The sequence below is a fragment of the Marinobacterium aestuariivivens genome (assembly GCF_042661465.1).
Taxonomy (GTDB): domain Bacteria; phylum Pseudomonadota; class Gammaproteobacteria; order Pseudomonadales; family Balneatricaceae; genus Marinobacterium_A; species Marinobacterium_A aestuariivivens.
Window position 1 is genome coordinate 1351712 of record NZ_JBHSWE010000001.1, and the last position, 24187, is coordinate 1375898.

The window sequence follows — 24187 nt, forward strand, 5'->3', positions numbered from 1 at the left end:
ATGCGAACCGGGACCGCGGCCACCTGCGGCCCGCCGCTGTGGAAAAGCTGGGCACCAAAACGATCGGTCAGTGACCACTATCACTACAGGCACGAGTCTTGCTTTATTCAAGTCGATTTGTTGCGCAGTCTCTTCAACCCCTCGCCATCTCTGCGCTGCAGCCAGCTTAACGGGGCTTATCCAAAGGTTGCGCACAGCCTTGCTCAGGGATTCTGTGCATGAAAAACGCACTTCTACACAGGCCTGTTATCCACACAGGGTTATGCACAAGCTGGACGAACGGAGATCGTCTCCTGCCCTTGCCTATACTTCAGGAAGAACCCCCGGCAAGCGGGGAAAGCAGGAGGCCTTATGTCCGGCAACGGAGAACCCGAGCTCTATTACGCCGATTACCTGCAGCTCAAACGTCTGCTGGGTGCCCAGTTGCCGGAAAGCCGTCGCCGGGGCGCCGAGGCTCACGACGAGATGCTGTTTATCATCGTTCACCAGGTTTACGAGCTCTGGTTCCGGCAGATCCTCCACGAGCTCGATGCGGTGCTGCAGATATTCGGCGGCGAGCACCTCGACGAGCGCAGCCTCGGCGGTATCTGCGCCAAGCTCGAACGGATCACGGTCATCCAGCACCTGCTGGTCGAGCAGATCGACGTGCTCGAAACCATGGCACCGCAGGACTTCCTCGAGTTTCGCGATCTGCTGGTGCCGGCCTCGGGCTTTCAGAGCGTGCAGTTTCGCGCCATCGAAGCCAAACTCGGCCTGCGCGGGCAGGAGCGCCCCGGTGGCAGCGGCTACCGGCGCTTCCAACCGGAAGATGCCCGCTATCTGAAGTCGCTGCAGCAGCAGCCGAGTCTGTTCGACCGGGTCGATGCCTGGCTGGCCCGCATTCCCTTCCTGCAGGACGAACACTACGACTTCTGGGCCTGCTATCGCGACACCATTCAGGAGATATTCGACAGCGACCGCCGCGTGATCGAACAGCACCCGCAACTCACACCGGATGAGCGCCGGCAACAACTGGAGCAGCTGCAGCGGAGCCGTCGGCAGTTCGACTGTCTGTTCGACCCCGATGACTTCGAACAGCAGCGGGCGGCCGGCCATGTCCGGCTCTCGAGACTGGCGTTCCAGGCCGCGCTCTTCATCCACCTGTATCGCGATGAACCGCTGTTGCAACAGCCCTTCCGGCTGCTGAAACTGCTGGTCGAGATCGACGAGCAGCTGACCGCCTGGCGCTACCGCCATGCGTTGATGGTGCAGCGGATGCTCGGCAGCCGCATCGGCACCGGGGGCTCATCCGGCCACGAATATTTGCGCAAAAGCGCCGAGCGGACGCAGATTTTCACCGACCTGTTCAACCTGGCGTCCTATCTGCTGCCGCGCTCGCGTCTCGAGCCCCTGCCACCGGCACTGGCGCGCAAACTGGACTTCCATTTCAGCACCCTGAGCCGGGGATAAAAGGGAGCTTGGGGTCATGTTGAAGCAGCATTACCGGCGCTTTCTCGCCGCCCACCCGAACGAGCTGCATTTCACCGCCCACAGCCATCACTACTGGCCCGATGTGACCCGCGATGCAATGCTGCGGTGCTGGGACGATGCGGCCCGGCTGGTCGACGACAAGTGGAGCAAGCTGCACGGCGAACTGATGCCGCGGCTGCAGCGGCGCATCGCGACCCTGCTGGGCTCTGCGACCCCCAGCAACTCTGCTTCGCGCCGAACACCCACGAACTGCTGGTGCGGCTGCTGTCCTGTCTGCCGATCGACCGACAGGTACGGGTCCTGACATCGACAGCGGAATTCCACAGCTTTGAGCGACAGCTGAGACGACTGGAGGAAACCGGCTGGTGCCGGGTCACCCGGATCCCGAGCGAGCCGGTCGGCGAATTCGCGCCGCGAATGGAGGCGGAGCTTCGACGCCAGCCCTGGGACCTGCTGTTTTTCAGCCAGGTCTTCTTCGATTCGGCCCTGGCGGTCACCGAGCTGGGCCGCATCGTTGCGGCGACACCCGACGACTGCCTGGTGGCCATCGACGGCTACCATGCCTTCGCCGCCCTGCCGCTGCAGCCAGGCCCGCTGCTGCAGCGCGCCGTCTACCTGGCCGGCGGCTACAAGTACGCCCAGGGCGGCGAAGGCTGCTGCTTCATCCATGTACCGGTGAACTGCTCCCTGCGGCCCGCCATTACCGGCTGGTTCGCCGATTTCGAACATCTGGAGCGCCGAGGGGACGGGGTCGGGTATGCCGCCGACGGCCGGCGCTTCGCCGGCGCCACCTTCGACCCGGCGGCACTGTACCGGCTCGATGCCGTATTGGGGCTGTACGAAAAGGAAGGCATACTCATCGCCGACATCCACCGTCACGTGCAGACGCTGCAGCAGCGCTTCCTCAGGGGCTGGCGGACGTGCCCTGCCTGGCCGCCGGGCGCTGGCTCTATCAGCCCGGACGGCCCCATGGCCATTTTCTGACCATCGAGCTGCCGCCGGGGCATGCCACGGCGCTGCTGCAACAGCTGAAGCAGCGCGGCATCCATGCCGATCGCCGCGGCGAGCGGCTGCGTTTCGGTTTCGGCCCCTACCACGACAGCGCCGATATCGACCGGCTGCTGCAGGCGCTGCGCAGCCTTCCTCCCGTCGTTTCGCCGGGGCAATGATCTGTTGGGTTGCGCTGCGCTCCACCCAACCTACATGCAAGCAAGCTCTGTGATTGCAGGCCGGTTGAGGCTCGAAGAGCCGCAAATCAATCCAGACCCGCACCGGGTTCAGGCCGCGTCGTTGACGGCCGCGGTCAGATCCAGAACCGCCTTCTTGCCGTCGCCGAACAGCATCAGGGTGTTCTCTTTTGCGAACAGGGGTTCGGCAGGCCGGCAAAGCCCGCACTCAGACTGCGCTTGACCACCACGACGGTGCGGGCCTTGTCGACGTCGAGGATCGGCATGCCGTAGATCGGGCTGCCCCTGTCCTCCCGCGCCAGCGGGTTGGTGACATCGTTCGCACCTATGACAATGGCGACATCGGTCTGCTCGAAGGTCGGATTGACCTGCTCCATCGTCTGCATCTTGTCGTAATCGATCTCCGCCTCGGCCAGCAGCACGTTCATGTGCCCCGGCATGCGACCGGCGACCGGGTGAAGGCCGTAGATCACCTCGATGCCGCGGCGCTCCAGCGAGTCCGCCAGATCCCGCACCGCGTGCTGTGCCTGCGCCATCGCAAGGCCGAATCCCGGGACGATCACCACCCGGCGCGCGGTTTCCAGCAGCATGCCGACCTCTTCCGGCGACGACGACTTCACCTTGCCGGCATAAATCTCGTCCGCATCCTGCACAGGGCCCGACGCTTCCGCCAGGGAACCGAACAGCACCGCGCTTAGCGAACGGTTCATCGCCACGCACATGATCCGGGTCAGGATGATGCCGGAGGCACCGACCAGGGCGCCCGAGACGATCAGAACGCTGTTGCCCATGATGAATCCGGCGGCGGCCGCGGCGATGCCGGAATAGGCGTTCAGCAGTGCAATCACCACCGGCATGTCGGCCCCACCGATCGGCAGTACCAGCGTAATGCCGAGTACCAGCGCCAGTGCAACCAGCAACAGCAGCGGAGCCACACCGCCCTGCCCGGCCACCAGCGCGGCGCCGGCGCCAAGCGCCGCGAGCAGCAGAGCGAGGTTCAGGCGGCCGATCCCCTGAAGCCCACCGGCCGTCCCGGCAACAGCTCCTGCAGCTTGCCGAAGGCCACCGCGCTGCCGCTCAGCGTGACCGCGCCGATCAGCAGCGTCAAACTTATCGCCACCAGGCTGATGAGACCGGTGGCGGTCGCGGCATCCCCGCCGGACAGGAAGCTGGCCGCGGCGACGCACAGCGAGGCCCCGCCACCGAAGCCATTGAGCAGCGCCACCATCTGCGGCATCGCGGTCATGCGAATCCGTGTGGCCAGCAGCACGCCCGCCAGCGAGCCCAGCACGACACCGGCCAGAATCCAGCCGTAGGACAGGATGCCGCGATCCAGCAGGGTCACCACTACGGCAATCAGCATTCCCGCCGCCGCCAGCAGGTTGCCCCGTACGGCCGTGCGCGGCCGGGTCAGGCCCTTGATGCCGCCTATGAAGAGCACCGCGGCCAGAAGATAGAATATATTGACGATCGACAGTCCCATGGCGTTAATTCCTTTGCTTGAACATGCGCAGCATGCGATTCGTCACGAGGAAGCCGCCCACGACGTTGATGGTGGCCAGCGTGACGGCTACCAGCCCGAGCCAGGGCACCCAGGCGTCATGGCCGTCACCGGCACCGGCCGCCAGCAACGCACCGACCAGGGTGATGCCCGAGATGGCATTGCTTCCGGACATCAAGGGCGTGTGCAGCGTGGCCGGCACCTTGGTGATCAGCTCGACACCGAGAAAGACCGCCAGAACGAACAGAGAGAGCTGCATGATCAGCATATCCATCAGGCGACCTCCTCCAGTGATGCCTTGGCCGCCTGCAGGCGCTCGAGCACGCGGGCATTGCACACCGCTCCGGCATGGGTGACGACCGCCTCGGCGAGAATCTCGTCGTCGAAGTCGAATGCCAGCCGACCCTCCTCGTCCAGCAGGTGCAGCAGCAGGTTCTCGATATTGCGGCCGACCATCTGGCTGGCGTGATGCGGCACGCTGGCGGCGATATTCTCCGGACCGACGATGGTGACACCCTGTACCTCGATGCTGCGTCCAGCCTGGGTCAGTTCGCAGTTTCCACCCCGCTCGGCAGCCAGATCGACGATCACCGCTCCCGGCTTCATCCGGGTCACCATCTCAGCCGTGATCAGCACCGGCGCCCGGGCTCCGGGAATGGCGGCCGTGGTGATCACCACGTCCTGCTGCGCCAGCACCGCCGCCATCTGCTCCCGTTGCCGGGCCAGGAAGCTCTCGTCCTGTTCGGTGGCATAGCCGCCACGGCCTTCGGAGGCTTCCGTCTCCAGTTCGAGCGCCACCGGGCGTGCACCGACCGAAAGGATCTGCTCGCGAGCGGCCGGACGCACGTCGTATGCCTCGACCAGAGCACCGAGACGCCGGCCGTGGCGGCCGCCTGCAGACCGGCGACGCCCGCGCCCATGACGAAAACACGCGCAGCGGTCAGGGTGCCGGCGGCGGTCATCATCATCGGGAAGATGCGCGGTACCGTCGAGGCGGCCAGCAACACCGCCTTGTAACCGGCGAGCGTCGCCATCGAAGACAGCACGTCCATGCTCTGGGCCCGGCTGATGCGGGGCACCAGCTCGAGCGCAAGCGCCGAGACGTTCTTGCGAGCCAGGGTCTCAAAGCGCCCGGGCTGGCCGAGCGGGTCCATGAGACCGATAACCAGCTGGCCCTCCCGCAGCGACGCCAGCGCTTCGTCGTCCGTGGCATCGACGCAGAGCAGAATGTCACACCGCGCGAGCAGTCGTTCCCTGTTCTGGACGATCTCGGCGCCCGCGGCGCTATAGGTTTCGTCGCCATAGCCGGACGCGACTCCGGCGCCCGTCTCGATCAGCAGTTCACAGCCCTTTTCCACCAGGGATGCCACATTGGCGGGCGTCAGGGCGACCCGGCGCTCGCCGGATCGCCGCTCCCGCAGCACGCTTATTTTCATTATTTTTCTCCTCAGTGCGTTGCCCCGGCGGCTCAGTCGTTGGCCCGTTCCAGCACCGCCTGCAGCAGCACGTTGCAGCCGGCCGCCAGGTCCGCAGGGTCGGCGTTCTCCGCCTCGTTGTGGCTGATACCGTTCTCGCAGGGCACGAATACCATCGAGGTCGGCGCCACCCGGGCGATATAGCAGGCGTCGTGGCCGGCACCGCTGACGATATCGCGATGGCTGTAACCGAAGCTTTCAGCGGCGTTGCGCACCGAGTCGACGCAATCGCGGTCGAAGGGCACCGGCGGCGAGTGCCAGATCTGCTCGAACTTCATCTCCAGTCCGAGTTCCTCGGCTACCGCCGCAGAGACTTCACGCAGGGCCTGATCCATCTTTGCCAGCACCCCGGCATCCGGGTGACGGAAATCGACGGTAAAGAACACCTGGCCCGGAATCACGTTGCGCGAGTTCGGAAATACCTGCATCAGGCCGACGGTCGCGCAGGCGTTGGGCTGGTTGTCCAGCCCGATCCGGTTAACCCGGTCGACAATGCGCGCGGCGCCGACCAGGGCATCGCGGCGGCGCGCCATCGGGGTCGGACCGGCATGGGATTCCTGCCCCGTCAGGGTGATCTCGTACCAGCGCTGTCCCTGGGCATCGGTGACAACACCGATCTGCTTGCCTTCGTCCTCGAGGATCGGCCCCTGCTCGATATGCGCCTCGAAGAACGCCTTGAACGGACGTCCCCCCACCTCATCGGGCCCGGCATAGCCGATGCGCTCCAGCTCCTCGCCCATGGTCTTGCCGTCGAGATCGGCCCGGCTCAGACCGTACTCGAGGTCGAAGACGCCGGCGAAGACGCCGGACGCCACCATCGCCGGCGGAAAGCGGGAGCCCTCCTCGTTGGTCCAGACCGACGCCTCGACCGGCGCCCGCGTCTCGATGCCGTGATCGTTGAGACTGCGGATCACCTCGAGGCCGGCCAGCACGCCATAGATGCCGTCGAACTTGCCGCCGGTCGGCTGGGTGTCGAGATGGCTGCCCATCACCACCGGCGGCAGCGAATCATCCTGCCCCGGACGGCGGGCGAAAATATTGCCCATCCTGTCGATGCGAATGCTGCAACCGGCCTCGCGGCACCAGCGCACGAACAGGTCCCGTCCCTGCTTGTCGAGGTCGGTCAGCGCCAGGCGGCAGACGCCGCCCTTCTCGGTGGCGCCGATCTTGCCCATGTCCATCAGGCTGTCCCACAGCCGCTGCTGATTGACGTTCATTTTTTTCATGATCAAATTCTCTTTCTCGGTAGCTGCACGGACTCCCGGCCGCAGGCAAAGTCTCCCCGTCCGGCTCGGGCCGGAACAACGGACGCTGCGCAAGGGAATGACGGACGGCCGGATGTAGCCGCCCGCAGGTTTCATCAGGCGCTTTTGAAGTGCGGAATGATGTGCTTGCCGTACTGGGCGATGATGTTTTCCTCGTCGCCGTTGTCGAGGTAGATATTGAACTGGGTGGTGCCGGCTTCCTTGAGATGCTTCAGCTTGCCGATATGCTGTTCGACCTCGCCCAACACGCAGAACCCGTCGACGATCTCCGGGGTGATGAAGTCCAGGTAGGGGTTGTCGCTCTGGCCGTGCTTGGAATAGTCGTACCCCTTGCGCTTCTCGATGTAGTCGGTGAGGCTCTTCGGTACCAGGCCGCTGTCGGTGCCGTACTTCTCCACGATATCGGCCACATGATTGCCGACCATCGCCGGGAACCACCGGGTCGCCTCGGTGCAGCTGTCCTTGTCGCCGAAATAGGCCGGCGCAGCCGCGATCACCTTGAAGTTGGACATGTCACGACCGGCGGCTTCGCCGGCCGATTTCGCCTGATCTGCGAACCACTTGACCAGTGACGGCTCGCCGATCTGCAGGATGACGCCATCGCCCACCTCACCGGCGGTTTTCAGCGCCATCGGGCCGTAGGCGCCGATATGAACCGGCAGCTCGTAGCCGTCCGCCCAGGGCAACTTGACCGGCTCGGGACACTCCCCGTAGTGCACCTCATCGCCGCGCACCATCGCCTTGACCTTGGTGGTGAACTCCGCGACGCGGGCCAGCGTCGCCGGCTTCTTGCCCATCACTCGCACCGAGCTGTCGCCGCGCCCGAGGCCCACCTCGAAGCGGCCGCCGCTCTGCTTGGCCAGGCTGCCGAACAGGCTGGCGGCCAGCGACCAGTCGCGGGCATTGGGGTTGGTGACACAGGGGGCGAATTTGATGCGCGAGGTATGCTCCATGCACATCGCGATCGCCGGATAGCACTCGCGCCAGAGGATGTGCGAGTCGTAGAACCAGCAGTAGTCGAAGCCGGCTTCCTCGGCCTGCTTCACCAGGCTGCGGGCACGCTCGGGGCTGACAAAACCTTTGAAAGTGATACCGAATTCCATCGTCGTTCTCCAGATTGCTATTGTTGTCGTCTCGGATAATGACCCGCCATGCGGCGGCGTTCAGGCGTCGGGCGCCCAGATGCGGATGCCCGCATGGGTAAAGGGAACCTTCCTGGAGATGTTCAACCTGATCAGGATCGGCGTGATCGCCTCGATGCAGCGGGCATTGACGGCCGGACCACAGTTGTAGGCCCGGACATCCAGCTTCTCGATCAGCGCCATCACCTTCTCCTTGGCCGCAAGATCGTTGCCGCAGACAAGGACGTCGCAATTGATCCGGTGCTCCAGGTCATTGAGTACCGTGGCGGACACATTGTGCAGCGCACCGACCACCGGAATCCGCTCACCCAGCAGGGCCTGGGCCGCTTCGGTCGCGGATCCGGCCTCCGGCATCGCCACGGCCTTGGGGTCGCCTTCGGCCAGGGGCACCACGATGTCGATAAGGACCTTGCCCTCGAGCAGATCGCGGATAGACTCGAGGGTCGCGTCATGCGCCGACGCCGGCACGGCCAGAATGACCATTTCGTCCGCCGCGGCCACCGCACCGCGAATGTCACGACCGGCGATACGGGCGGCCCCGCCCTCCAGCTGTCCCTGCAGCTCGGCCGCCGCCTGCTCGGCCCGGCCGCCGTCGCGGGAGCCGAGCGTAACCGGCACCCCGGCGCGGGCGAAACGCAGTGCCAACCCCCGGCCCTGAGGCCCGGTGCCACCCAGAATTGCAATTGTCATCGGAACAGTTCCTCTTGTTGTGTTCTTCTCGGATCTTGTTCGGAAAGGGCTCTTCCGGCCCCGCCCGCTCAGCGAAAAAGGTCCTCCTGCGGCGGTCGCACGAGGTCCCGGGCCCTGCTGTGCACGGGCTGCCAGTCGACGCCGCGAAACAGGATCGCCGGGGTCTTGCCGTCCTTGCTCATCAACAGGCCGGAGGCGGCCGCCAGCTCGTCGGCCAGGGCCGGTACCGTCACGGACAGCTCGCGGCCGAAGGCATCCCGGCCGCCGATCAGGCTGACCTGACTCGGCACCCGGGCCAGCCCGACCGCCACGTTAACCAGGCCCATGCGCCAGGGACGGCCGAAGGTATCGGTGATCACGACGCCGACCCGTACGCCGAAGTGCCGCTCCAGGCGCTCGCAAAGCCGCCGTGCGCTGCGGTCCGGATCCTCCGGCAGCAGGATCACTGTTTCGGCGCTGCCGACGTTGGATTCATCCACTGCCGCATTGGCGCAGATAAAGCCCAGCCGGTGCTCGGCAATCAGGGTGCCCTCGCTCTGCTGCGCACGTTTCACCGCCCGCACCACCCGGGTCGATTCCCTCAGGATCACCTCGACCTTGCGCGGATCCTTGCCGACCTCGGCGGCCAGTCGCAACGCCTCGGCGCCGGGCTCGACATCGCACAGCCGCACGATCCGGCCCTCGGCCTTGGAGACGACCTTGTGGGCGATCACCAGGATGTCGCCGTCGCGCAGCGCCATCCCGGCTCTTTCCAGCGACTCGATCAGTAGCCGGGCCAGATCGTCGCCGGGTTCGATATCCGGGATACCGGGCAGCGCCTGCAGGGCGACCTCGCCACCGCCGAGCTGCACCGGCGCCGCAGACGCGGCCAGCGCCGGCTTGACCGGCTCCGTCATCGCTGTATTCAGAGGTTCCATGGCATCACCCGCTCCTGCGGCCCTGGCCGCTGTTGTCTTGTATCAGGCTGTCGAGATCGTCGGGGGTATCGACATCGAAACGCAGATGCTCCATCTGCAGCAGTTCGCAATGCAGCCCGCGGCGCAGGGCTGCCGCATGGTGCAACGCGCTGGACCGCTCGCCGAAGCAGAACGGAATCGCATCCGGCGGCGTAGTCAGCAGCGCATTGGTGCCGGCATCGCTGGCCGGACAGATCAGCACGCACGGGCCGCGGCTGCGGTGGTCCAGCAGCCGGCGCAGCTCGCTTTCATCGAGCCGGGCGATATCGGCGGGAATCAGCAGCTGGGCTTCATAGCCATGTCGCCGGCTCCACTCGGCTGCACGCTGTGCCGCCACCGACAGCCCCCGGCCTGCGGTTCCAGCAACACGGCCGCGCCGTATTGCCGGGCCAGCCCGGCAATCTCCCGGGAAGCGGTCACCACCAGCCTGTCCTGCTCCGGCAGACGATCCTGGAAGAACGCCAGGGTGCGCTCGCAAAGGCGCCGCGCCAGCGCCGCCCGGCGCTCGGGCGGCAGTACCGGGCCGAGACGCGTCTTGGCCTGGCCGAAGTCCTTCACCGGTATCACGACCAGGGTCCTTAGCCGCATAAGCGCGCCCCCGGCCGAAGCCGGCGAAATCGAGCAGTTCGGCCGCCAGCCGCGCCTTGTCGGCACCGTCGCGCATCAGCGTCCGGGTCACGCAGACCGCCAGGCCACGCTCCTGCAGGGGCCCGGCATCCGCCGCATCCTGCTCGTCGATCATCAGCCCGTCGATCAGCCCGGCGTAGCTGTCGGCGACGCCGAAGCTGTTGCAGTCGTAGCCGGCCGCGACCAGCATCCGATCGGCAGGCCCCTTGACGGGGGCGCCACCGATCAGCGGCGATACCGCAAATTTCGGTGCCGGGGAGGCCTCAAATGCGCGCCGCAACCCCGGGATCGACAGGATGGGTCCGATACTGACCACCGGGTTGCTCGGTGCGATCAGCAGCAGATCCGCATTCTGGATGGCCGCCAGCACTTCGGCGGTCGGCTGTGCCTCCTCGAGCCCGTCGATGCGGACCTCGAGCACCTCGGGACGGTACTGCTCGCGCACGAAATACTCCTGGAACGCCAGCCAGCCGGCCGGAGTCCTCACCCGCGTCTGCAAGCGGTCATCGGTCGGCAGCACGATGTTGGCCCTGACACCGAGCGCCTGGGCGATGCTCTGGGCGATGGCGCTGGGCCTTACCCCTGGCAGCGCAGTTCGGTGCGATAGATATGGGTGGCGAAATCCTGGTCACCCAGGTACATCCAGTCGTCACAACCAAACCGTTTCAGGCCATCGAGTGTGCGGTTGCTTTCGTTCGCCAGACCCCAGCCCCTGCCTTGGTCGATCAGACCGGCGAGGCTGTAGGTCAGAGTATCGATATCGGGTGATACCCAGAGGCCGTGAAATTCCTGATCGTCGGCGACATTGCCGATGACCGTCAGTTGCTCGGGGTCACACAGGGCCGCCAGCCCCACCGCCAGCTTGGCCCCGCCGACGCCGCCGGCCAGCAGAGTGATACAGGGACTGAAAACGCTCATACCTGTCCTCCCGCGACCACCGTCCGATCCTGCGCCGGCATGTCGAACGACTCGAGATGCCGGTAGAGGGTGCTGCGACGGATCGGCTTGCGCTCCATCTCCCGCATCATGCGAACCAGGTCTTCCGGGCGCATTTCCTGCCCATGCTCGCCGCCGGCGGCACGGGAAATGCTCTCGTTCATCAGGGTGCCGCCGAGGTCGTTGGCGCCGGCCGCCAGCATCTGCTGTGCCAGCGCAGGCCCGAGCTTGACCCAGGACGCCTGGATATTGTCGATCCAGCCGTTGAGCATCAGCCGCGCCACGGCGTGCATGCGCACATGCTCGAGCCGGGTCGGCCCGGGGCGCACGCCCTCGTGCTCCAGGTACAGCGGCGTCTTGTAGTGGATGAAGCCCAGCGGCACGAACTCGGTGAAGCCGCCGGTCTCCTTCTGGATATCCCGCAACAGCGCCAGATGCGCCGCCCAGTGTTCGGGGCCGTCGATATGGCCGTACATGATGGTCGCGGTCGTCGGCAGCCCCAGCCGATGGGCCGTCTTGACGATCTCGACCCATTCGGCGGTGGTCAGCTTGTCCCGCGTAAGCTGCCTGCGGATCTCGCTGTCGAGAATCTCCGCCGCGGTGCCCGGCATGGAGCCCAGGCCGTGATCGATCAGGTCCTGAAGCACCTGCGCATAACCGAGACCGCTCTTGCGCGCCGCGAACCAGACCTCGAACGGCGAGAAGGCATGGATGTGCATGTCGGGCAGCGCCGACTTGATCGCCTTGAGCATGTCACGGTAGAAATGGCCGGGAATATCGGGGTGCAGTCCACCCTGGATGCAGACCTCGGTCGCGCCGCGGTCCCAGGCCTCCTGCGCGCGACGCACGATCTCGTCGAGGTCGAAGAATTCCGCTTCAGGGTCGTCCTTTCGCTTGGCGAAGTTGCAGAAGCGGCAGCCCATGTAGCAGACGTTGGTGTAGTTGATATTGCGGGTGATCACGAAGGTCGCCGTATCACCGACGCGCTCGCGGCGCAGCCGGTCGGCGGTCGCGGTCAGGGCGTCGAGTTCCTCGCCTTCGACGCCGAACAGCATGATCGCATCGGCCTGGCTCAACTCCTGCCCCGCCAGCACCCCTGGAGAAGTTCCCGAACCCGCTGCCGGACCCCGGGCCTGAACAGGTCCGGGACTTGCCCGGTAGCGGAGATGATCGATGCGGGCACTCTTGCGTTCATAGTCTTTCTCCTGTTCAGAGGCACTGCTGGCGCGCCAGGCCGTCGGCCCGGGCGATACCGGCTATGCGGGCGGCGATCGAGGCGGTGAAGAAGCGCTCCGGCCGGTGCAGGTAGCGGGGATAGACCGCCAGGCGCTCCTGCAGCCCGTAGCCGCAGGCGCGGGTGGCGGCGCGCATCTCGTCGATCTGGGGCCAGGCCCGCTCGGGGTTGATATGGTCGAGGGTTAGGGGGAGATGCCGCCCCAGTCGTTGATGCCGGCGCCGATATAGGCGGCAAACCGCTGCTGCAGGTTCGGCGGCGCCTGCAGGCTGATGGACGGGTCGAGCAGCAGCCGCGCCATGACCAGGGTCCGGACCATGTCGTCGAGATCCGGCTCCGGGTGCCGGGCCATGGCGGTACCGGGTTTGGCCCGGAAGTTCTGCACGATCACTTCCTGGATGTGGCCGTATCGTCGATGCATCTCGTTGATCGCCAGCAGGCTGTCAACGCGTTCGGCCCAGGTTTCGCCGATGCCGATCAAAATTCCGGTAGTAAAGGGAGCACCCTGGCGCCCGGTGCGCTCCAGGGTGCGCAGCCGCTGCACCGGAACCTTGTCGGGGCAGGCGTAATGCGCCTGGCCGCGCGCGATCAGGCGACGGCTGACGTTCTCCAGCATCATGCCCATGCTGGCACTGACCGGTTTCAGTCGAGCGACGTCGTCATCGGACAGGGTGCCGGCGTTGACATGGGGCAGCAGCGTGCTTTCGTCCAGCACCCGCTGACACATCTCGGCCAGATAGCCGACCATGCTGTCATGGCCGAGCCGGTGCAGGGCGTCGCGCGCCTCCTGGTAACGCAGCTCCGGCTTCTCGCCGAGGCTGAACAGCACCTCTTTGCAACCGAGCCTTTCGCCCTCCTGCACCACGGCCATGACTTCGTCGGGGGTCATGACACGCGCGGTGGCTGAGCCAGGCTTCTGCACAAAGGTGCAGTAGCCGCAGTCATCGCGACACATGTTCGTCAGCGGCACGAACACCTTGCGGGAATAGGTCAGCGAGACTCCCCAGAAGGCATCACGCAGGATGGCAGCCTGGCGTCGCAGATCTTCGAATTCGTCTTCGCCGGCGTTTTCGATGGCCAGCGCCTGGTGTCGGGTCAGCATGCTGTCCGGTGCCTCCGTTGTTGTTGTTATGGGGCTGTTGCTGATCGACCGAAGCGCGGGGCGGCCTCGATCAATCTTTTTTACCAAACGGTAAATTTAATCTACACCATGTTTTTCCGAATGGTCAAATTATTTTTTGAGGCAACAGTTGGGCGTTGACAGATGACAGTAAGAGCGGGACGAGGGACGGCGACGGATGGGCAGCAAAAGGGCTGAAAGCGGAGCAAGCAAAAAGCCAGGAACCGGGAAAACGAGAACGGTAACCCGGGACCTGTTAGCTGTTAGCTGTTAGCTGTTAGCTGTGAACTGTTCACTGGCGTCTGTGAACTGGAAATCAGGCCGCACCGACGCCAAGGACTGCACCGGTGCCGAAAGACGTGGGGGAAGCGACAACAGGCCTGGTGGCCAGGTCAGCCCTTGAGTCCCGTGCCCTTGAGGACGATATGGGTCAGGAAGTCACCGGCTTTTCTGAAGTCGGCCTCGTCGAGGCTGTCCTTGTCCAGCGCCAGTTCGATCTGGGCGGAGAAGTCGGCGTATGTCTGGGTTGCCGCCCAGATGGTGAAGAAAAGATGTTCGGGTTCGATCGGATCCATCAACCCCTGGTCGATCCAGCCTCGCACCAGGGCGATATCGGCTTCCAGCTGCGGAATCAGGTTCTTGCGCAGATAGTCGCGCAAATGGGGCGCACCGTTGATAATCTCGTTGGCGAAGACCTTGGAGCCATTGGGGTGGGCTCTGGAGATCTCGAACTTGCCGCGTATGTAGTTCTCGAGCATTGACGCCGGGTCTTCACCCGACTGTGCCAGCAGCGTCATCTTCTCGAGCCAGAGGTCGAGAATATTCTCCAGCACCCGATGATAGAGTATCTCCTTCGACGGAAAATAGTAGAGCATGTTCTGCTTCGACAGGCCGGCCCGTTCTGCGATCGCCTCGATCGCGGCGCCGTTGTAACCAAACTGGGCAAAGATATCCTCGGCCGCCGCCAGGATCCGGGCTTCATGCGCTTCCCGGATGCGTGAGCGCCGACGGGGTTTGACCTCCTCCCCTTTTGATTACTTTTTCCTATCATCAAAAGCTCCGTAATAGCCTATAAAGCTCAAACGCGCAATTTTACCATACGGTACATAATCAGCCTAGCGCAGCAACGCGCCCAGACAGCCCTCCGGCAATGCCTCCAGTGGCTGGGACCGCAACTGCTTCAGCTTGCGCTGCCTGCCCAGTGCCGGCTCCTGCAGCGGCAGACGTTCGGTCAGGCGCAGATAGCGATCCACCATCTTGAGCCGCTCGGCACGCTTGTGTTCCACATCCCGGGCCAGCTCCAGAAACAGCTGGGCCAGATTGAGCAGCGCGAAGGCATTCGACGGATCATACTCGATCGCCAGACCAAAATAGCGAAAGGCCTGCGACATTTTTGCAGCCATGTAATGCTTCACACCCAGCCGGTTGACCTTGTCGCTCATCGCACTGTCCCGCTTGACTCCGGCCCGCTCCGGGGCAGGGACAGGCGGCTGTGCCGGCTCCAGCGTCGGCACCTGGTCGCCGCTGAGACTGAGTTGTTCGCGCTTCAGGTCCAGCGGCGATTCGAGCTGCTGGTTGATCTGCTCGGCCTCGCGCAGACAGCGCTCGGCGTCTGATGCCTTGTCCAGGTCCTGGAACAGCTGACTGCGCACAAGTGCCACCTGGATCTTGCAGTGCGGATCCCGCGGAAACTGAAAGGCCGCCTGATTCAGCGTCTGATCGAAAGCATCCCTTAACGCCTTCTGCTGACGCGGGTCTGCGTTCTGCAGCGCCAAACGCTGGATATTCGCCAGACGCAGATAGGGTTCGGGGGAGCGATGGACACTGCGATTCCCGAGCTGGATCGACTTGCGATAGGCCACTTCCGCGGTCCCGAGCTCCCGGGTCTGGGTAGCAACCCGGCCGAGCTCAAGTTGCCGGGGATCCCCAGCGGACTGCGCGCAGTGGCTTCCGTCAGCACCTCCCGGGACGCCTCCAGCTCTCCGTTGCGCTCGTGCAGCGACGCCAGCAGATCGTAGGCGGCAATCATCAGCGGGTATTGCTCAGTCAACCCCCGGAGTATCTCGATCGCATCGCCCAGCTGACCCAGTCCGGCCAGCGCCTGGGCCAGATACAGACCGGCTTCCTTGTCCTGACTCTGCCAGTAGCGGGTTTCGAAGAGGGCCTTCGCTTCCTCGAAGCGTCCGGCACGGATCAGCAGCTTGCCCTTGACCAGCTGCACCGCATCGTAAAGCGGGTCCTGCCGGGGGACCCGGTCACTACAGGCGGTGATCGCAGCGTCCAGATTACCCTGTTCGACAGCCTCGTCGACCGGTCGCAGCACCGCCTTGCGCGCCACCAGCGCATCGAGCCGGTATTTCAGGTCCTCGACCGAAAAGGGTTTGGTTATGAGCACGTCGGGATGGCTGTCGATGGCATGGAGTACGACCTCCTGACTGGCATCGCTGGTCATGAACACCCAGCAGGCGCTGGGTTTGATATAGCCGCGAAAGCGCGCCTCCTCCAGTATCTGGATGCCGGTGAGGGTATCGCTGCCGTTATGGCCGAGCAGAATGATATCGAAGTCACCCTCGGCGATCAGCGGGAGAACCCGCTCGTTGATGCTGACCGCCTGAATGTTGTTAACACCGAGATGTCGCAGCATATGCAGGATGGCTGATCGCACGTTGCCACTGCTGTCGATGAGCAGTACGCGCTTGCCTGAGTAATCGACCTGTCTGCCTGCCACCGAGTGATAATTCCTGCGCCCGCCCCAGCTGTTGCCAGCAGTATAAAAGGCGGGGGGCCCAAAGGAAAACGCTACTCACATGAGCGCTACGGAGGACGGGGACGGGTGACGGGACCAAGCTTGGCAAGATGTTCAGGTGTGCCGTCAGTGCCGACCGAAACACGCCGCTCCTGCGCATGAGCGCCATGGATGGGGCAAATGCAGTATTTGCAGGAGCGAAAAACTGCCCATGCGCCCGCGGCATGACCGACAGGGATGTCGGGAATATCGTCACCGCAGGAGCATGTGACGATGACCGTACATCCTGTACATAAAAAAAGCACCGGCTGCAGGGTGATACAGACGGTGCGTAATACAGTTCTATGCTGTAGAGCCATCATAGTACGACCCCGTCGCCGGCGGCATGACCCAGATCAACGAAGACGCAGGCAGCGCAGCGTAATGCTGCTAAGACCTTAGACTAGAAGCATCGCCCGCGACGATCCGCTACACTCGAGCGCGCGAACGCATAAATAGAATAGAAGAGCGCCCCGTCATGACCACCGCATTCATATCGCACCAGGATTGCGCCCTGCACAACATGGGCCCCGAACACCCGGAGAGCCCGATCCGGCTGGCGGCGATCCGCAAGGTGCTGGACCGGACCGGGCTGCTGCAGGAACTCGACTGTCAGGCGTCCGTTGCCGCCACCCCCGAACAGATCCAGCTCGCCCATGCCAGGCTGTATCAGCAGCGTCTCGAGCGGCTGCAGCCCAGCGAGGGCGTCGTCTATACAGACGAGGATACGGCGCTCTGCCCCGACTCGCTCCATGCCGCCAGCCTGGCGGCGGGATCCACCATCCTGGCGACCAATCGGGTGCTGACCGGCGTCAACGACAATGCCTTCTGTGCAGTGCGTCCACCTGGACATCACGCCGAGCATGATCTGCCGATGGGGTTCTGCTTCTTCAACAACGTCGCCATAGGTGCCCTCCATGCACTGCAGCAAAACGGTATCAGCCGCGTCGCAATCGTCGACTTCGATGTCCATCACTGCAACGGCACCGTCGATATTTTCAAGGACAGGCCCGAAGTACTGGTCTGCTCGACGTTCCAGCATCCCTATTACCCAGAGCGCTACCACGACATCCGGCGCGACCATATCGTCAACTGCCCACTGCCCGCGTTCAGCGAGGCCGCTCTCTTTCGCAACGCCCTGGAACAGCGCTGGCTACCGGCACTGGAAGCACACAAACCCGATATCATCTTCATATCGGCCGGCTTCGACGCCCACGCAGAGGATCCGATGGCCGACCTGCAGCTGTCCGAAGAGGACTATCGCTGGGCCACCCAGCTGCTGACCGATGTGGCACGCCGACACTGCGCAGGCCGTATTGTCTCGGTACTCGAGGGCGGCTACAACCCGGTAGCCCTGGCCTTTTCCGTGCAGGCGCATGTGGAAGTGCTGGCGGGATACTGAGCCGAGGAGCCCGCTCCGCGGGCTAAAGGACGGCCACCGGGACTGAATGTGGTTCGGCATTCGCTCACAGAGTGAGCTCCCACAACGCAAAAAGGGCCCGAAGGCCCTTTTTCGTTGTCAAATCCGTCGATCAGCCGACGAACTTGATCATCACACCGGCAGCAACCGCCGAGCCGATAACACCGGCAACGTTCGGTCCCATGGCGTGCATCAGCAGGAAGTTCTGGGCATTGGACTCCAGACCCAGCTTGTTCGACACACGGGCCGCCATCGGCACCGCCGATACGCCGGCCGAGCCGATCAGCGGGTTGATCGAGTTGCCACCGGCCATCTTGTTCATTGCCTTGGCCATCAGAACGCCACAGGCGGTACCGATACCGAAAGCCACGATGCCCAGGAGCAGGATACCCAGCGTCTGGACATCGAGGAACTTGTCGGCGGACAGTTTGGAGCCGACCGACAGACCAAGGAAGATGGTAACGATGTTGATGAGCGCGTTCTGTGCCGTATCGCTCAGACGATCGACCACACCGCACTCGCGCATCAGGTTACCGAAGCAGAACATGCCCAGCAGCGGCGCAGCGTCCGGCAGCAGCAGAGCCACCAGGATCAGCAGCACGATCGGGAACAGGATCTTCTCGGTCTTCGATACATGGCGCAGCTGGCTCATCTTGATCTTGCGCTCGGCCTCGGTGGTGAGGGCGCGCATGATCGGCGGCTGAATCAGCGGTACCAGCGCCATGTAGGAGTAGGCCGCAACGGCGATCGCCCCCAGCAGCTGAGGCGCCAGCAGACTGGTGACGTAAATCGCGGTCGGGCCGTCGGCGCCACCGATAATGCCAATCGCGGCCGCATCCTGGATGCTGAAGTCCATCACGCCGGTCAGGGTCAGCGCGACCGCTCCCAGTACCGTGGCGAAAATGCCGAACTGGGCCGCCGCGCCGAGAAACAGCGTCTTGGGGTTGGCCAACAGCGGACCGAAGTCGGTCATCGCACCGACCCCCATGAAGATCAGCAGCGGGGCGACGCCGGAAGCGATGGCCACCAGGTAGAAGTTGTACAGCATGCCGTTGCTGTATCCGGCATCCTGAGCCACCAGTGACGCCGTCGCGTGGGTCGATGCATTGGAGCCATGGTAGGCGTGCAGAATGTCATGGGGATCGGCGCTGCTGATGTTCAGCACCGATGCCAACGTCTGCAGCACTTCCGGCTTGGCGAAATGCACCGCGTTTTCGACCGCCGAATAGGCCAGTCCCGCTTCCGGAATATTGGCCAGGATGCCGCCGAAACCGATCGGCACCAGCAGCAGCGGCTCGAAGTTTTTCCGGATCGCCAGGAACAGCAATCCCAGGCCGATCAGTATCATGAAGAACTGACCGCCCGAGATATTGTATATCCCGGACGCGGTCAGAAGAGTCAGGAGCTTTTCCATGCCGGGCCTCGCTTATGCCAGCGTCAGAAGGGAGTCGCCGACCTGCACGGCATCGCCTTCCTTGACGTCGACGGAGACCACGTTGCCGGCACGGGCGGCACGGACTTCGGTTTCCATCTTCATCGCTTCGAGGATGACCAGCACATCGCCTTCCTGCACGGACTGACCGGCGCTGACCTGCACCTTCCAGATGTTGCCGGCCAGCGGTGCCGGCACTTCCTCGCCGTCACCGGCCGGTGCGGGGGCGGCGCTGGCAGCGGCAGGTGCAGCGGCCGGCTGGATCTTGGAAATATCGCCACCCTCGGTGACCTGTACCACGTAGTTCTGGCCGTTAACGGTGATGGTGTACACTTCCGGGCCGGATTTCTTCGGTGCTGCCATGGTCTGAGCGTCCTCTAAAGTCGGTACAGGTTCAAATGCGTCGGGGTTACCACGATTTTCCAGGAATTTAAGGCCGATCTGCGGGAACAGCGCATAGGTCAGGACATCGTCGATCTCGTTCCCGCCGGACGCGAGCTTGATACCCTTCTCCTGTGCCTGCTTGCGCAGCTCCTCGGTCAGCTTGTCGAGCTCGGGCTCGAGCAGGTCGGCCGGGCGGCAGGTGATCGGCTCCTTGCCTTCCAGCACGCGCGCCTGAAGTTCGGCGTTATAGGGCGCCGGTGCCGCACCGTATTCGCCCTTGAGAATCGCCTGTACTTCCTTGGAGATGCTCTTGTAGCGTTCGCCCATCAGCACGTTGATGACCGCCTGGGTACCGACGATCTGCGATGTCGGGGTCACCAGCGGAATCAGGCCCAGTCTTCGCGCACGCGCGGTATCTCGGCCAGTACCTCGTCGAACTTGTCGGCCGCGCCCTGCTCGCGCAGCTGGCTTTCCATGTTCGTCAGCATGCCACCCGGTACCTGAGCGATCAGGATGCGGGAGTCGGTGCCACGCAGCGAGCCTTCGAACTTCGCGTATTTCTTGCGCACCGCGCGGAAATAGGCGGCGATCTCTTCGAGCGGCTCGAGCTGCAGGCCGGTATCGCGATCCGTGCCCTGCAATGCCGCAACGACGGTTTCGGTGGCGGTGTGGCCATAGGTCATGGACATCGACGAAATGGAGGTATCGACACGGTCGATGCCCGCTTCGATCGCCTTCAGCAGCGTCATGTCGGCCAGGCCGGAGGTGGCGTGGGACTGCAACTGAACTTCGAGGTCGGTCTGGTTCTTCAGACGGCTGACCAGGTCGAAGGCATCGTAGGGCGTCAGAATGCCGGACATGTCCTTGATGCAGATGGACTCGGCGCCCATGTCCTCGAGCGTCTTGGCATAGTCGACCCAGTTCTCGATGGTGTGCACCCGACTGGTGGTGTAGGAGATGGTGCCCTGGGCATGTTTGCCGGTAGCCTTGACCGCCTTGATTGCCGCTTCTAGGTTGCGCGGATCGTTCATCGCATCGAAGATACGGAAGACATCGACGCCATTGGTCGCTGCACGCTCAACGAATTTGGCCACCACATCGTCTGCGTAGTGACGGTAACCGAGCAGATTCTGACCGCGCAGCAGCATCTGCTGGCGGGTGTTCGGCATGGCTTTCTTCAGTTCGCGGATGCGTTCCAGGATCTTCGCCGATAAAGCGGATGCAGGAATCGAAAGTTGCACCGCCCCAGCTTTCCACGGACCAGTAGCCGATCTTGTCGAGTTTCTCGGCAATCGGAAGCATATCGTCGAGGCGCATGCGGGTCGCCAGCAGGGACTGGTGACCGTCGCGCAGCACCACATCGGTAATGCCTAGAGGTTTCTTCGCATCGGACATGTTAAGGGCCTTTTATCGAATGAATGCAGATTTTCTTGTCGTTACCGCTGCAATCAGTGGGAGCGGTACTTGTGTACCGCAGCGGTGATTACGGCCACGAGTTCGTCGTTTTTGGCCGTGGCAGCACCGGTGGGCTCAGCCTGGCGAGCCGTCTTGCGGGCCGGCTTCGGTTCCGGCGCCGGGGCATATTTCGTGACTACCTTTGACATCAGACCGGTCGCGATGACCAGCAGAGTCAGGAAAACGAACACGAACCCCATGCCGAAAACCATCAGCGAGAGGCCTTCGGAGAGCAGATTATCCATTTTCGAGGATGCTCCTTGTATTGTTCGAGCCACCGCCCGATTCGTTGAAAAGCTCTTATCTTTCAAAAAACCAGCAACAAATCAGAACATTTTCTGACGTCGAGCACTGACGATTAAACCGGAAACACCCATTCCCGGCAATATGAGCCAGCGTATTTTAGACAAAAGCGGTGGGGCTGGGGAGCCAAGTGTCGACACCAGATTTTATGGCAGACATTTAACAAAACTTATAGCTGACCCCAGTTCGATTAAAGGCAGCTTTGAGACCGAGGGGCGCCCCGCTCCGGCGCATGAGGTACAGGGATGTATCGAATGCAGTTTCTGCAGGAGCATGAAACTGTCCATGCGCTCACGGGATAAGTACATCCCTGTACAAGCCCCGTTCCTGCGCATGAGGTACAGGGACGTACCGAATGCAGTTTCTGCAGGAGCATGAAACTGTCCATGCGCTCACGGGATAAGTACATCCCTGTACAAGCCCCGTTCCTGCGCATCCATGCGCTCACGGGATAAGTACATCCCTGTACAAAACCTCAGGCGCCCTCGGGACGGTAGACCTTGACGTTGCTGTAACCTCTCTCCTGCAGCTGGTGCGCCTGCATCTGGCTCATGACGCCTTTTTCGCAGTACAGCAGGTATTCCTTGTCGGCATCGAACTGCTCGGCGGCAGTGCCAAGCTTGAAGAACGGGATGGAGAGTATTTCGCAGCCCGGCATATTCAGCGGCTTCTTCTCCTGCTCATGATTCGCGCGAATGTCGACAATAATCTGGTTCTCGCCCACCCGGGTCAGCGCCTCGACGGTGGCATGGGCATTGACGTCCTCGACAATATCGTCGATCGCGATCACCTGGACACGCTTCAGCGCCTGCTCCAGCACCTCGTAATCGAAATGCCCCTCCTCTTCCAACACCCGGTCCAGCTTGGCCCGGGTGGTTGGACGGTCCGAGATCACGCCGCAATACTCGGGCATGCCCTTGGCGAATTCGAAGGTGCCGATGCTCTTCGACAGGTCGACGATCTCCTGCTTGTCCATGGTCACCAGCGGGCGGATCACCAGCTTTTTCGTCACCTGGTCGATGATCGCCAGGTTCGGCAGGGTCTGGCTCGAGACCTGGGCGATGCTCTCGCCGGTCACCAGTGCATCGATCTTCATGAAATCCGCGACCCGCTCGGCCGCACGCAGCATCATGCGCTTGAGAATCACGCCCATGTGGGAGTGATGGACGCTCTGCAGGATCTCGCCCACCACCTCCTCGAACGGCACGGTGATGAACTTCACCCGGGCGCTGGAGCCGTACTTCTGCCACAGATAGAGTGCCACCTGCTTGACCCCGATCTCGTGGGCATGACCACCGAGATTGAAGAAGACGAAGTGTGTCTTGCAGCCCCGGCGCATGGTCATGTAGGACGCGACCACGGAATCGAAACCGCCCGAGATCAGCGACAGCACCGGCTCCTGGGTCCCCAGCGGAAAACCGCCGAGGCCTGGATGCCGCTCGGTGACGATAAACAGCCGGTCCTGCTGAATTTCGACATCGACATAAAGATCGGGGTTATGGACATCCACTCCGGCCGCCTCGGTATGCTGATTCAGCCCGCCGCCGATATAGCGCTCCATCTCGACCGAAGTGAAGTCGTGCTTGCCGCTGCGCTTGACCCTGACCTTGAAGGTCCTGCCCTTCAGCAGCTCGGCATAGGCATCACGGGTGCGCTCGTAGGCATCGTGGAAGTCCACCAGCGGAAACTCGCGCACCTCGAGGAACGCCTGAATACCCGGTGTACGGCTGAGCACCGAGACCACCTCATCGCGCAATACCTCGTTGCCATCGCCGCAATGCACGTCGATCCGGTCCCAGGTGGTCTTGACCCTGATACCCTCGTCAACCCGGCGCAGCATCACGTCCAGATTGGTGCCCAGACGCTGAATCAGACGCTTGCGCACCGGACGGCTCTTGATGGTGATTTCGGGAAACAGCTTGACGATAAATTTCATGCAGGGGACCAGGGCACTGAACGGAAGAACGGAGGCCGGCTATTATACCGCAACCAAGGGGCCGATGGGCAAAGTGGTGAGCGTGAGGCGTGACCAGTACCGGGCATCGTAGGTTGGGTAGAGTGGCGTAGCCGCGAAACCCAACAAGCGCTCTGCCGGCCGACACCCATCGATCTGCAATGCGATCGATATGACGGATTTCGCGATGCCCGGAAATCGGAGTGACGTTGAGATCGATGCGCGTGCATCGCTCTATCCATCCTACAATTCCGGATACTTGGGAAATCTTTGGAAAATGGCGCGCCCGGCACGATTCGAACGTGCGACCGCCTGGTACCGCGGAGCTTATGGAAAGCCCAGGTACTCTATCCGGACGGATTTGGATACGTAACGATTTTTGAGAAGATGGCGCGCCCGGCACGATTCGATCGTACGACCGCCTGGTACCGCGGAGCTTATGGAAAGCCCGGGTACTCTATCCGGACGGATTTGGATACGTAACGATTTTTGAGAAGATGGCGCGCCCGGCACGATTCGATCGTACGACCGCCTGGTACCGCGGAGCTTATGGAAAGCCCGGGTACTCTATCCGGACGGATTTGGATACGTAACGATTTTTGAGAAGATGGCGCGCCCGGCACGACTCGAACGTGCGACCGCCTGGTACCGCGGAGCTTATGGAAAGCCCAGGTACTCTATCCGGACGGATTTGGATACGTAACGATTTTTGAGAAGATGGCGCGCCCGGCATGATTCGATCGTACGACCGCCTGGTACCGCGGAGCTTATGGAAAGCCCAGGTACTCTATCCGGACGGATTTGGATACGTAACGATTTTTGAGAAGTTGGCGCGCCCGGCACGATTCGAT

20 protein-coding genes and 4 pseudogenes are annotated in these 24187 nt (G+C 63.1%); 5 read left to right on the forward strand and 19 right to left on the reverse strand.

The window, feature by feature from the left end:
• Positions 1 to 351 precede the first annotated feature (351 nt).
• The 4 genes from ACFQDL_RS07095 to ACFQDL_RS07110 are packed head-to-tail and all read left to right on the forward strand — an operon-like array spanning position 352 to position 2639.
• Entirely contained in the window at positions 352 to 1449 is a 1098-nt protein-coding gene (locus ACFQDL_RS07095) for a tryptophan 2,3-dioxygenase family protein (protein WP_379908408.1), read from the forward strand.
• Positions 1450 to 1465: 16 nt separating this feature from the next.
• Positions 1466 to 1774 carry a hypothetical protein gene (locus ACFQDL_RS07100; RefSeq protein WP_379908409.1) on the forward strand — a complete coding sequence of 103 codons (309 nt, stop codon included), beginning with the start codon at positions 1466 to 1468 and terminating at the stop codon, positions 1772 to 1774.
• Positions 1726 to 2454, forward strand: a complete 729-nt coding sequence (locus tag ACFQDL_RS07105; protein WP_379908410.1) for an aminotransferase class V-fold PLP-dependent enzyme — start codon at positions 1726 to 1728, stop codon at positions 2452 to 2454. The genes ACFQDL_RS07100 and ACFQDL_RS07105 overlap by 49 nt, the downstream gene beginning before the upstream one ends.
• A complete protein-coding gene (locus tag ACFQDL_RS07110) occupies positions 2391 to 2639 on the forward strand; it encodes a hypothetical protein (protein ID WP_379908411.1) in 249 nt (82 codons plus the stop codon). Before ACFQDL_RS07105 ends, ACFQDL_RS07110 begins: the two co-directional genes overlap by 64 nt.
• Before the next feature lie 173 nt (positions 2640 to 2812).
• Here the strand turns inward: ACFQDL_RS07110 and ACFQDL_RS07115 are convergent.
• From ACFQDL_RS07115 to ACFQDL_RS07185, 15 genes and pseudogenes are all read right to left on the reverse strand, one after another.
• Positions 2813 to 4140, reverse strand: a pseudogene (locus ACFQDL_RS07115) (NAD(P)(+) transhydrogenase (Re/Si-specific) subunit beta).
• Positions 4141 to 4144: 4 nt separating this feature from the next.
• Entirely contained in the window at positions 4145 to 4432 is a 288-nt protein-coding gene (locus tag ACFQDL_RS07120; protein ID WP_379908412.1) for an NAD(P) transhydrogenase subunit alpha part 2, read from the reverse strand.
• Positions 4432 to 5594: pseudogene (locus ACFQDL_RS07125) on the reverse strand (NAD(P) transhydrogenase subunit alpha). The gene ACFQDL_RS07120 and the pseudogene ACFQDL_RS07125 overlap by 1 nt, the downstream one beginning before the upstream one ends.
• Positions 5595 to 5626: 32 nt before the next feature.
• On the reverse strand, positions 5627 to 6859 hold the full coding sequence (locus ACFQDL_RS07130) for a Zn-dependent hydrolase (RefSeq protein WP_379908413.1): 1233 nt from the start codon (positions 6857 to 6859) through the stop codon (positions 5627 to 5629).
• A gap of 134 nt (positions 6860 to 6993) precedes the next feature.
• On the reverse strand, positions 6994 to 8001 hold the full coding sequence (locus ACFQDL_RS07135) for a TIGR03842 family LLM class F420-dependent oxidoreductase (RefSeq protein WP_379908414.1): 1008 nt from the start codon (positions 7999 to 8001) through the stop codon (positions 6994 to 6996).
• Positions 8002 to 8061: 60 nt separating this feature from the next.
• Entirely contained in the window at positions 8062 to 8730 is a 669-nt protein-coding gene (gene npdG / locus ACFQDL_RS07140) for an NADPH-dependent F420 reductase (protein ID WP_379908415.1), read from the reverse strand.
• Between the two features lie 68 nt (positions 8731 to 8798).
• A complete protein-coding gene (gene cofE, locus ACFQDL_RS07145; protein WP_379908416.1) occupies positions 8799 to 9647 on the reverse strand; it encodes a coenzyme F420-0:L-glutamate ligase in 849 nt (282 codons plus the stop codon).
• 4 nt (positions 9648 to 9651) lie between these two features.
• Entirely contained in the window at positions 9652 to 10428 is a 777-nt protein-coding gene (locus ACFQDL_RS07150; protein ID WP_379912938.1) for a hypothetical protein, read from the reverse strand.
• A 39-nt stretch (positions 10429 to 10467) separates the two neighbouring features.
• Positions 10468 to 11231: pseudogene (locus ACFQDL_RS07155) on the reverse strand (2-phospho-L-lactate transferase CofD family protein); the annotation flags it as partial.
• Positions 11228 to 12343, reverse strand: coding sequence for a 5-amino-6-(D-ribitylamino)uracil--L-tyrosine 4-hydroxyphenyl transferase CofH (gene cofH / locus ACFQDL_RS07160; protein WP_379908417.1), 1116 nt, complete (start codon positions 12341 to 12343; stop codon positions 11228 to 11230). The pseudogene ACFQDL_RS07155 and the gene cofH, both read right to left, overlap by 4 nt.
• Positions 12344 to 12458: 115 nt before the next feature.
• Positions 12459 to 12620: a hypothetical protein gene (locus tag ACFQDL_RS07165; RefSeq protein WP_379908418.1), complete on the reverse strand. Its 162-nt coding sequence runs from the start codon at positions 12618 to 12620 to the stop codon at positions 12459 to 12461.
• 47 nt (positions 12621 to 12667) lie between these two features.
• Positions 12668 to 13585 (reverse strand): 7,8-didemethyl-8-hydroxy-5-deazariboflavin synthase CofG, encoded by a 918-nt coding sequence (gene cofG, locus ACFQDL_RS07170; RefSeq protein ID WP_379908419.1) that lies wholly within the window; start codon positions 13583 to 13585, stop codon positions 12668 to 12670.
• A 410-nt stretch (positions 13586 to 13995) separates the two neighbouring features.
• Positions 13996 to 14598: a TetR family transcriptional regulator C-terminal domain-containing protein gene (locus ACFQDL_RS07175; protein ID WP_379912940.1), complete on the reverse strand. Its 603-nt coding sequence runs from the start codon at positions 14596 to 14598 to the stop codon at positions 13996 to 13998.
• A 120-nt stretch (positions 14599 to 14718) separates the two neighbouring features.
• Positions 14719 to 15378 carry a hypothetical protein gene (locus ACFQDL_RS07180; RefSeq protein ID WP_379908420.1) on the reverse strand — a complete coding sequence of 220 codons (660 nt, stop codon included), beginning with the start codon at positions 15376 to 15378 and terminating at the stop codon, positions 14719 to 14721.
• A complete protein-coding gene (locus ACFQDL_RS07185; RefSeq protein WP_379908421.1) occupies positions 15336 to 16331 on the reverse strand; it encodes a tetratricopeptide repeat protein in 996 nt (331 codons plus the stop codon). Before ACFQDL_RS07185 ends, ACFQDL_RS07180 begins: the two co-directional genes overlap by 43 nt.
• A gap of 535 nt (positions 16332 to 16866) precedes the next feature.
• Here ACFQDL_RS07185 and ACFQDL_RS07190 point away from each other — a divergent pair.
• A complete protein-coding gene (locus ACFQDL_RS07190; RefSeq protein WP_379908422.1) occupies positions 16867 to 17790 on the forward strand; it encodes a histone deacetylase family protein in 924 nt (307 codons plus the stop codon).
• 130 nt (positions 17791 to 17920) lie between these two features.
• Here ACFQDL_RS07190 and ACFQDL_RS07195 read toward each other — a convergent pair whose 3' ends face one another.
• The 4 genes and pseudogenes from ACFQDL_RS07195 to thiI form a co-directional block, all read right to left on the reverse strand.
• A complete protein-coding gene (locus tag ACFQDL_RS07195; RefSeq protein WP_379908423.1) occupies positions 17921 to 19222 on the reverse strand; it encodes a sodium ion-translocating decarboxylase subunit beta in 1302 nt (433 codons plus the stop codon).
• 12 nt (positions 19223 to 19234) lie between these two features.
• Positions 19235 to 21019, reverse strand: a pseudogene (gene oadA / locus ACFQDL_RS07200) (sodium-extruding oxaloacetate decarboxylase subunit alpha).
• 53 nt (positions 21020 to 21072) lie between these two features.
• The gene (locus ACFQDL_RS07205) at positions 21073 to 21324 is read right to left on the reverse strand and encodes an OadG family protein (RefSeq protein WP_379908424.1); all 252 of its coding nucleotides are present in this window, start codon (positions 21322 to 21324) and stop codon (positions 21073 to 21075) included.
• Positions 21325 to 21857: 533 nt separating this feature from the next.
• A complete protein-coding gene (gene thiI / locus ACFQDL_RS07210) occupies positions 21858 to 23318 on the reverse strand; it encodes a tRNA uracil 4-sulfurtransferase ThiI (protein WP_379908425.1) in 1461 nt (486 codons plus the stop codon).
• Positions 23319 to 24187: the final 869 nt, after the last annotated feature.

Excerpts from the sequence above, each read along its gene's own strand:
- ACFQDL_RS07135 (WP_379908414.1), bottom strand. The coding sequence starts at position 8,001 with ATGGAATTCGGTATCACTTTCAAAGGTTTTGTCAGCCCCGAGCGTGCC.
- cofG (WP_379908419.1), bottom strand. The coding sequence starts at position 13,585 with ATGCTGACCCGACACCAGGCGCTGGCCATCGAAAACGCCGGCGAAGAC.
- npdG (WP_379908415.1), bottom strand. The coding sequence starts at position 8,730 with ATGACAATTGCAATTCTGGGTGGCACCGGGCCTCAGGGCCGGGGGTTG.
- ACFQDL_RS07095 (WP_379908408.1), top strand. The coding sequence starts at position 352 with ATGTCCGGCAACGGAGAACCCGAGCTCTATTACGCCGATTACCTGCAG.
- cofE (WP_379908416.1), bottom strand. The coding sequence starts at position 9,647 with ATGGAACCTCTGAATACAGCGATGACGGAGCCGGTCAAGCCGGCGCTG.
- ACFQDL_RS07120 (WP_379908412.1), bottom strand. The coding sequence starts at position 4,432 with ATGGATATGCTGATCATGCAGCTCTCTCTGTTCGTTCTGGCGGTCTTT.
- ACFQDL_RS07130 (WP_379908413.1), bottom strand. The coding sequence starts at position 6,859 with ATGAAAAAAATGAACGTCAATCAGCAGCGGCTGTGGGACAGCCTGATG.
- thiI (WP_379908425.1), bottom strand. The coding sequence starts at position 23,318 with ATGAAATTTATCGTCAAGCTGTTTCCCGAAATCACCATCAAGAGCCGT.
- ACFQDL_RS07190 (WP_379908422.1), top strand. The coding sequence starts at position 16,867 with ATGACCACCGCATTCATATCGCACCAGGATTGCGCCCTGCACAACATG.
- ACFQDL_RS07165 (WP_379908418.1), bottom strand. The coding sequence starts at position 12,620 with ATGCGCGCCGCCACCCGCGCCTGCGGCTACGGGCTGCAGGAGCGCCTG.
- ACFQDL_RS07150 (WP_379912938.1), bottom strand. The coding sequence starts at position 10,428 with ATGATCGACGAGCAGGATGCGGCGGATGCCGGGCCCCTGCAGGAGCGT.
- ACFQDL_RS07205 (WP_379908424.1), bottom strand. The coding sequence starts at position 21,324 with ATGGATAATCTGCTCTCCGAAGGCCTCTCGCTGATGGTTTTCGGCATG.
- ACFQDL_RS07100 (WP_379908409.1), top strand. The coding sequence starts at position 1,466 with ATGTTGAAGCAGCATTACCGGCGCTTTCTCGCCGCCCACCCGAACGAG.
- ACFQDL_RS07195 (WP_379908423.1), bottom strand. The coding sequence starts at position 19,222 with ATGGAAAAGCTCCTGACTCTTCTGACCGCGTCCGGGATATACAATATC.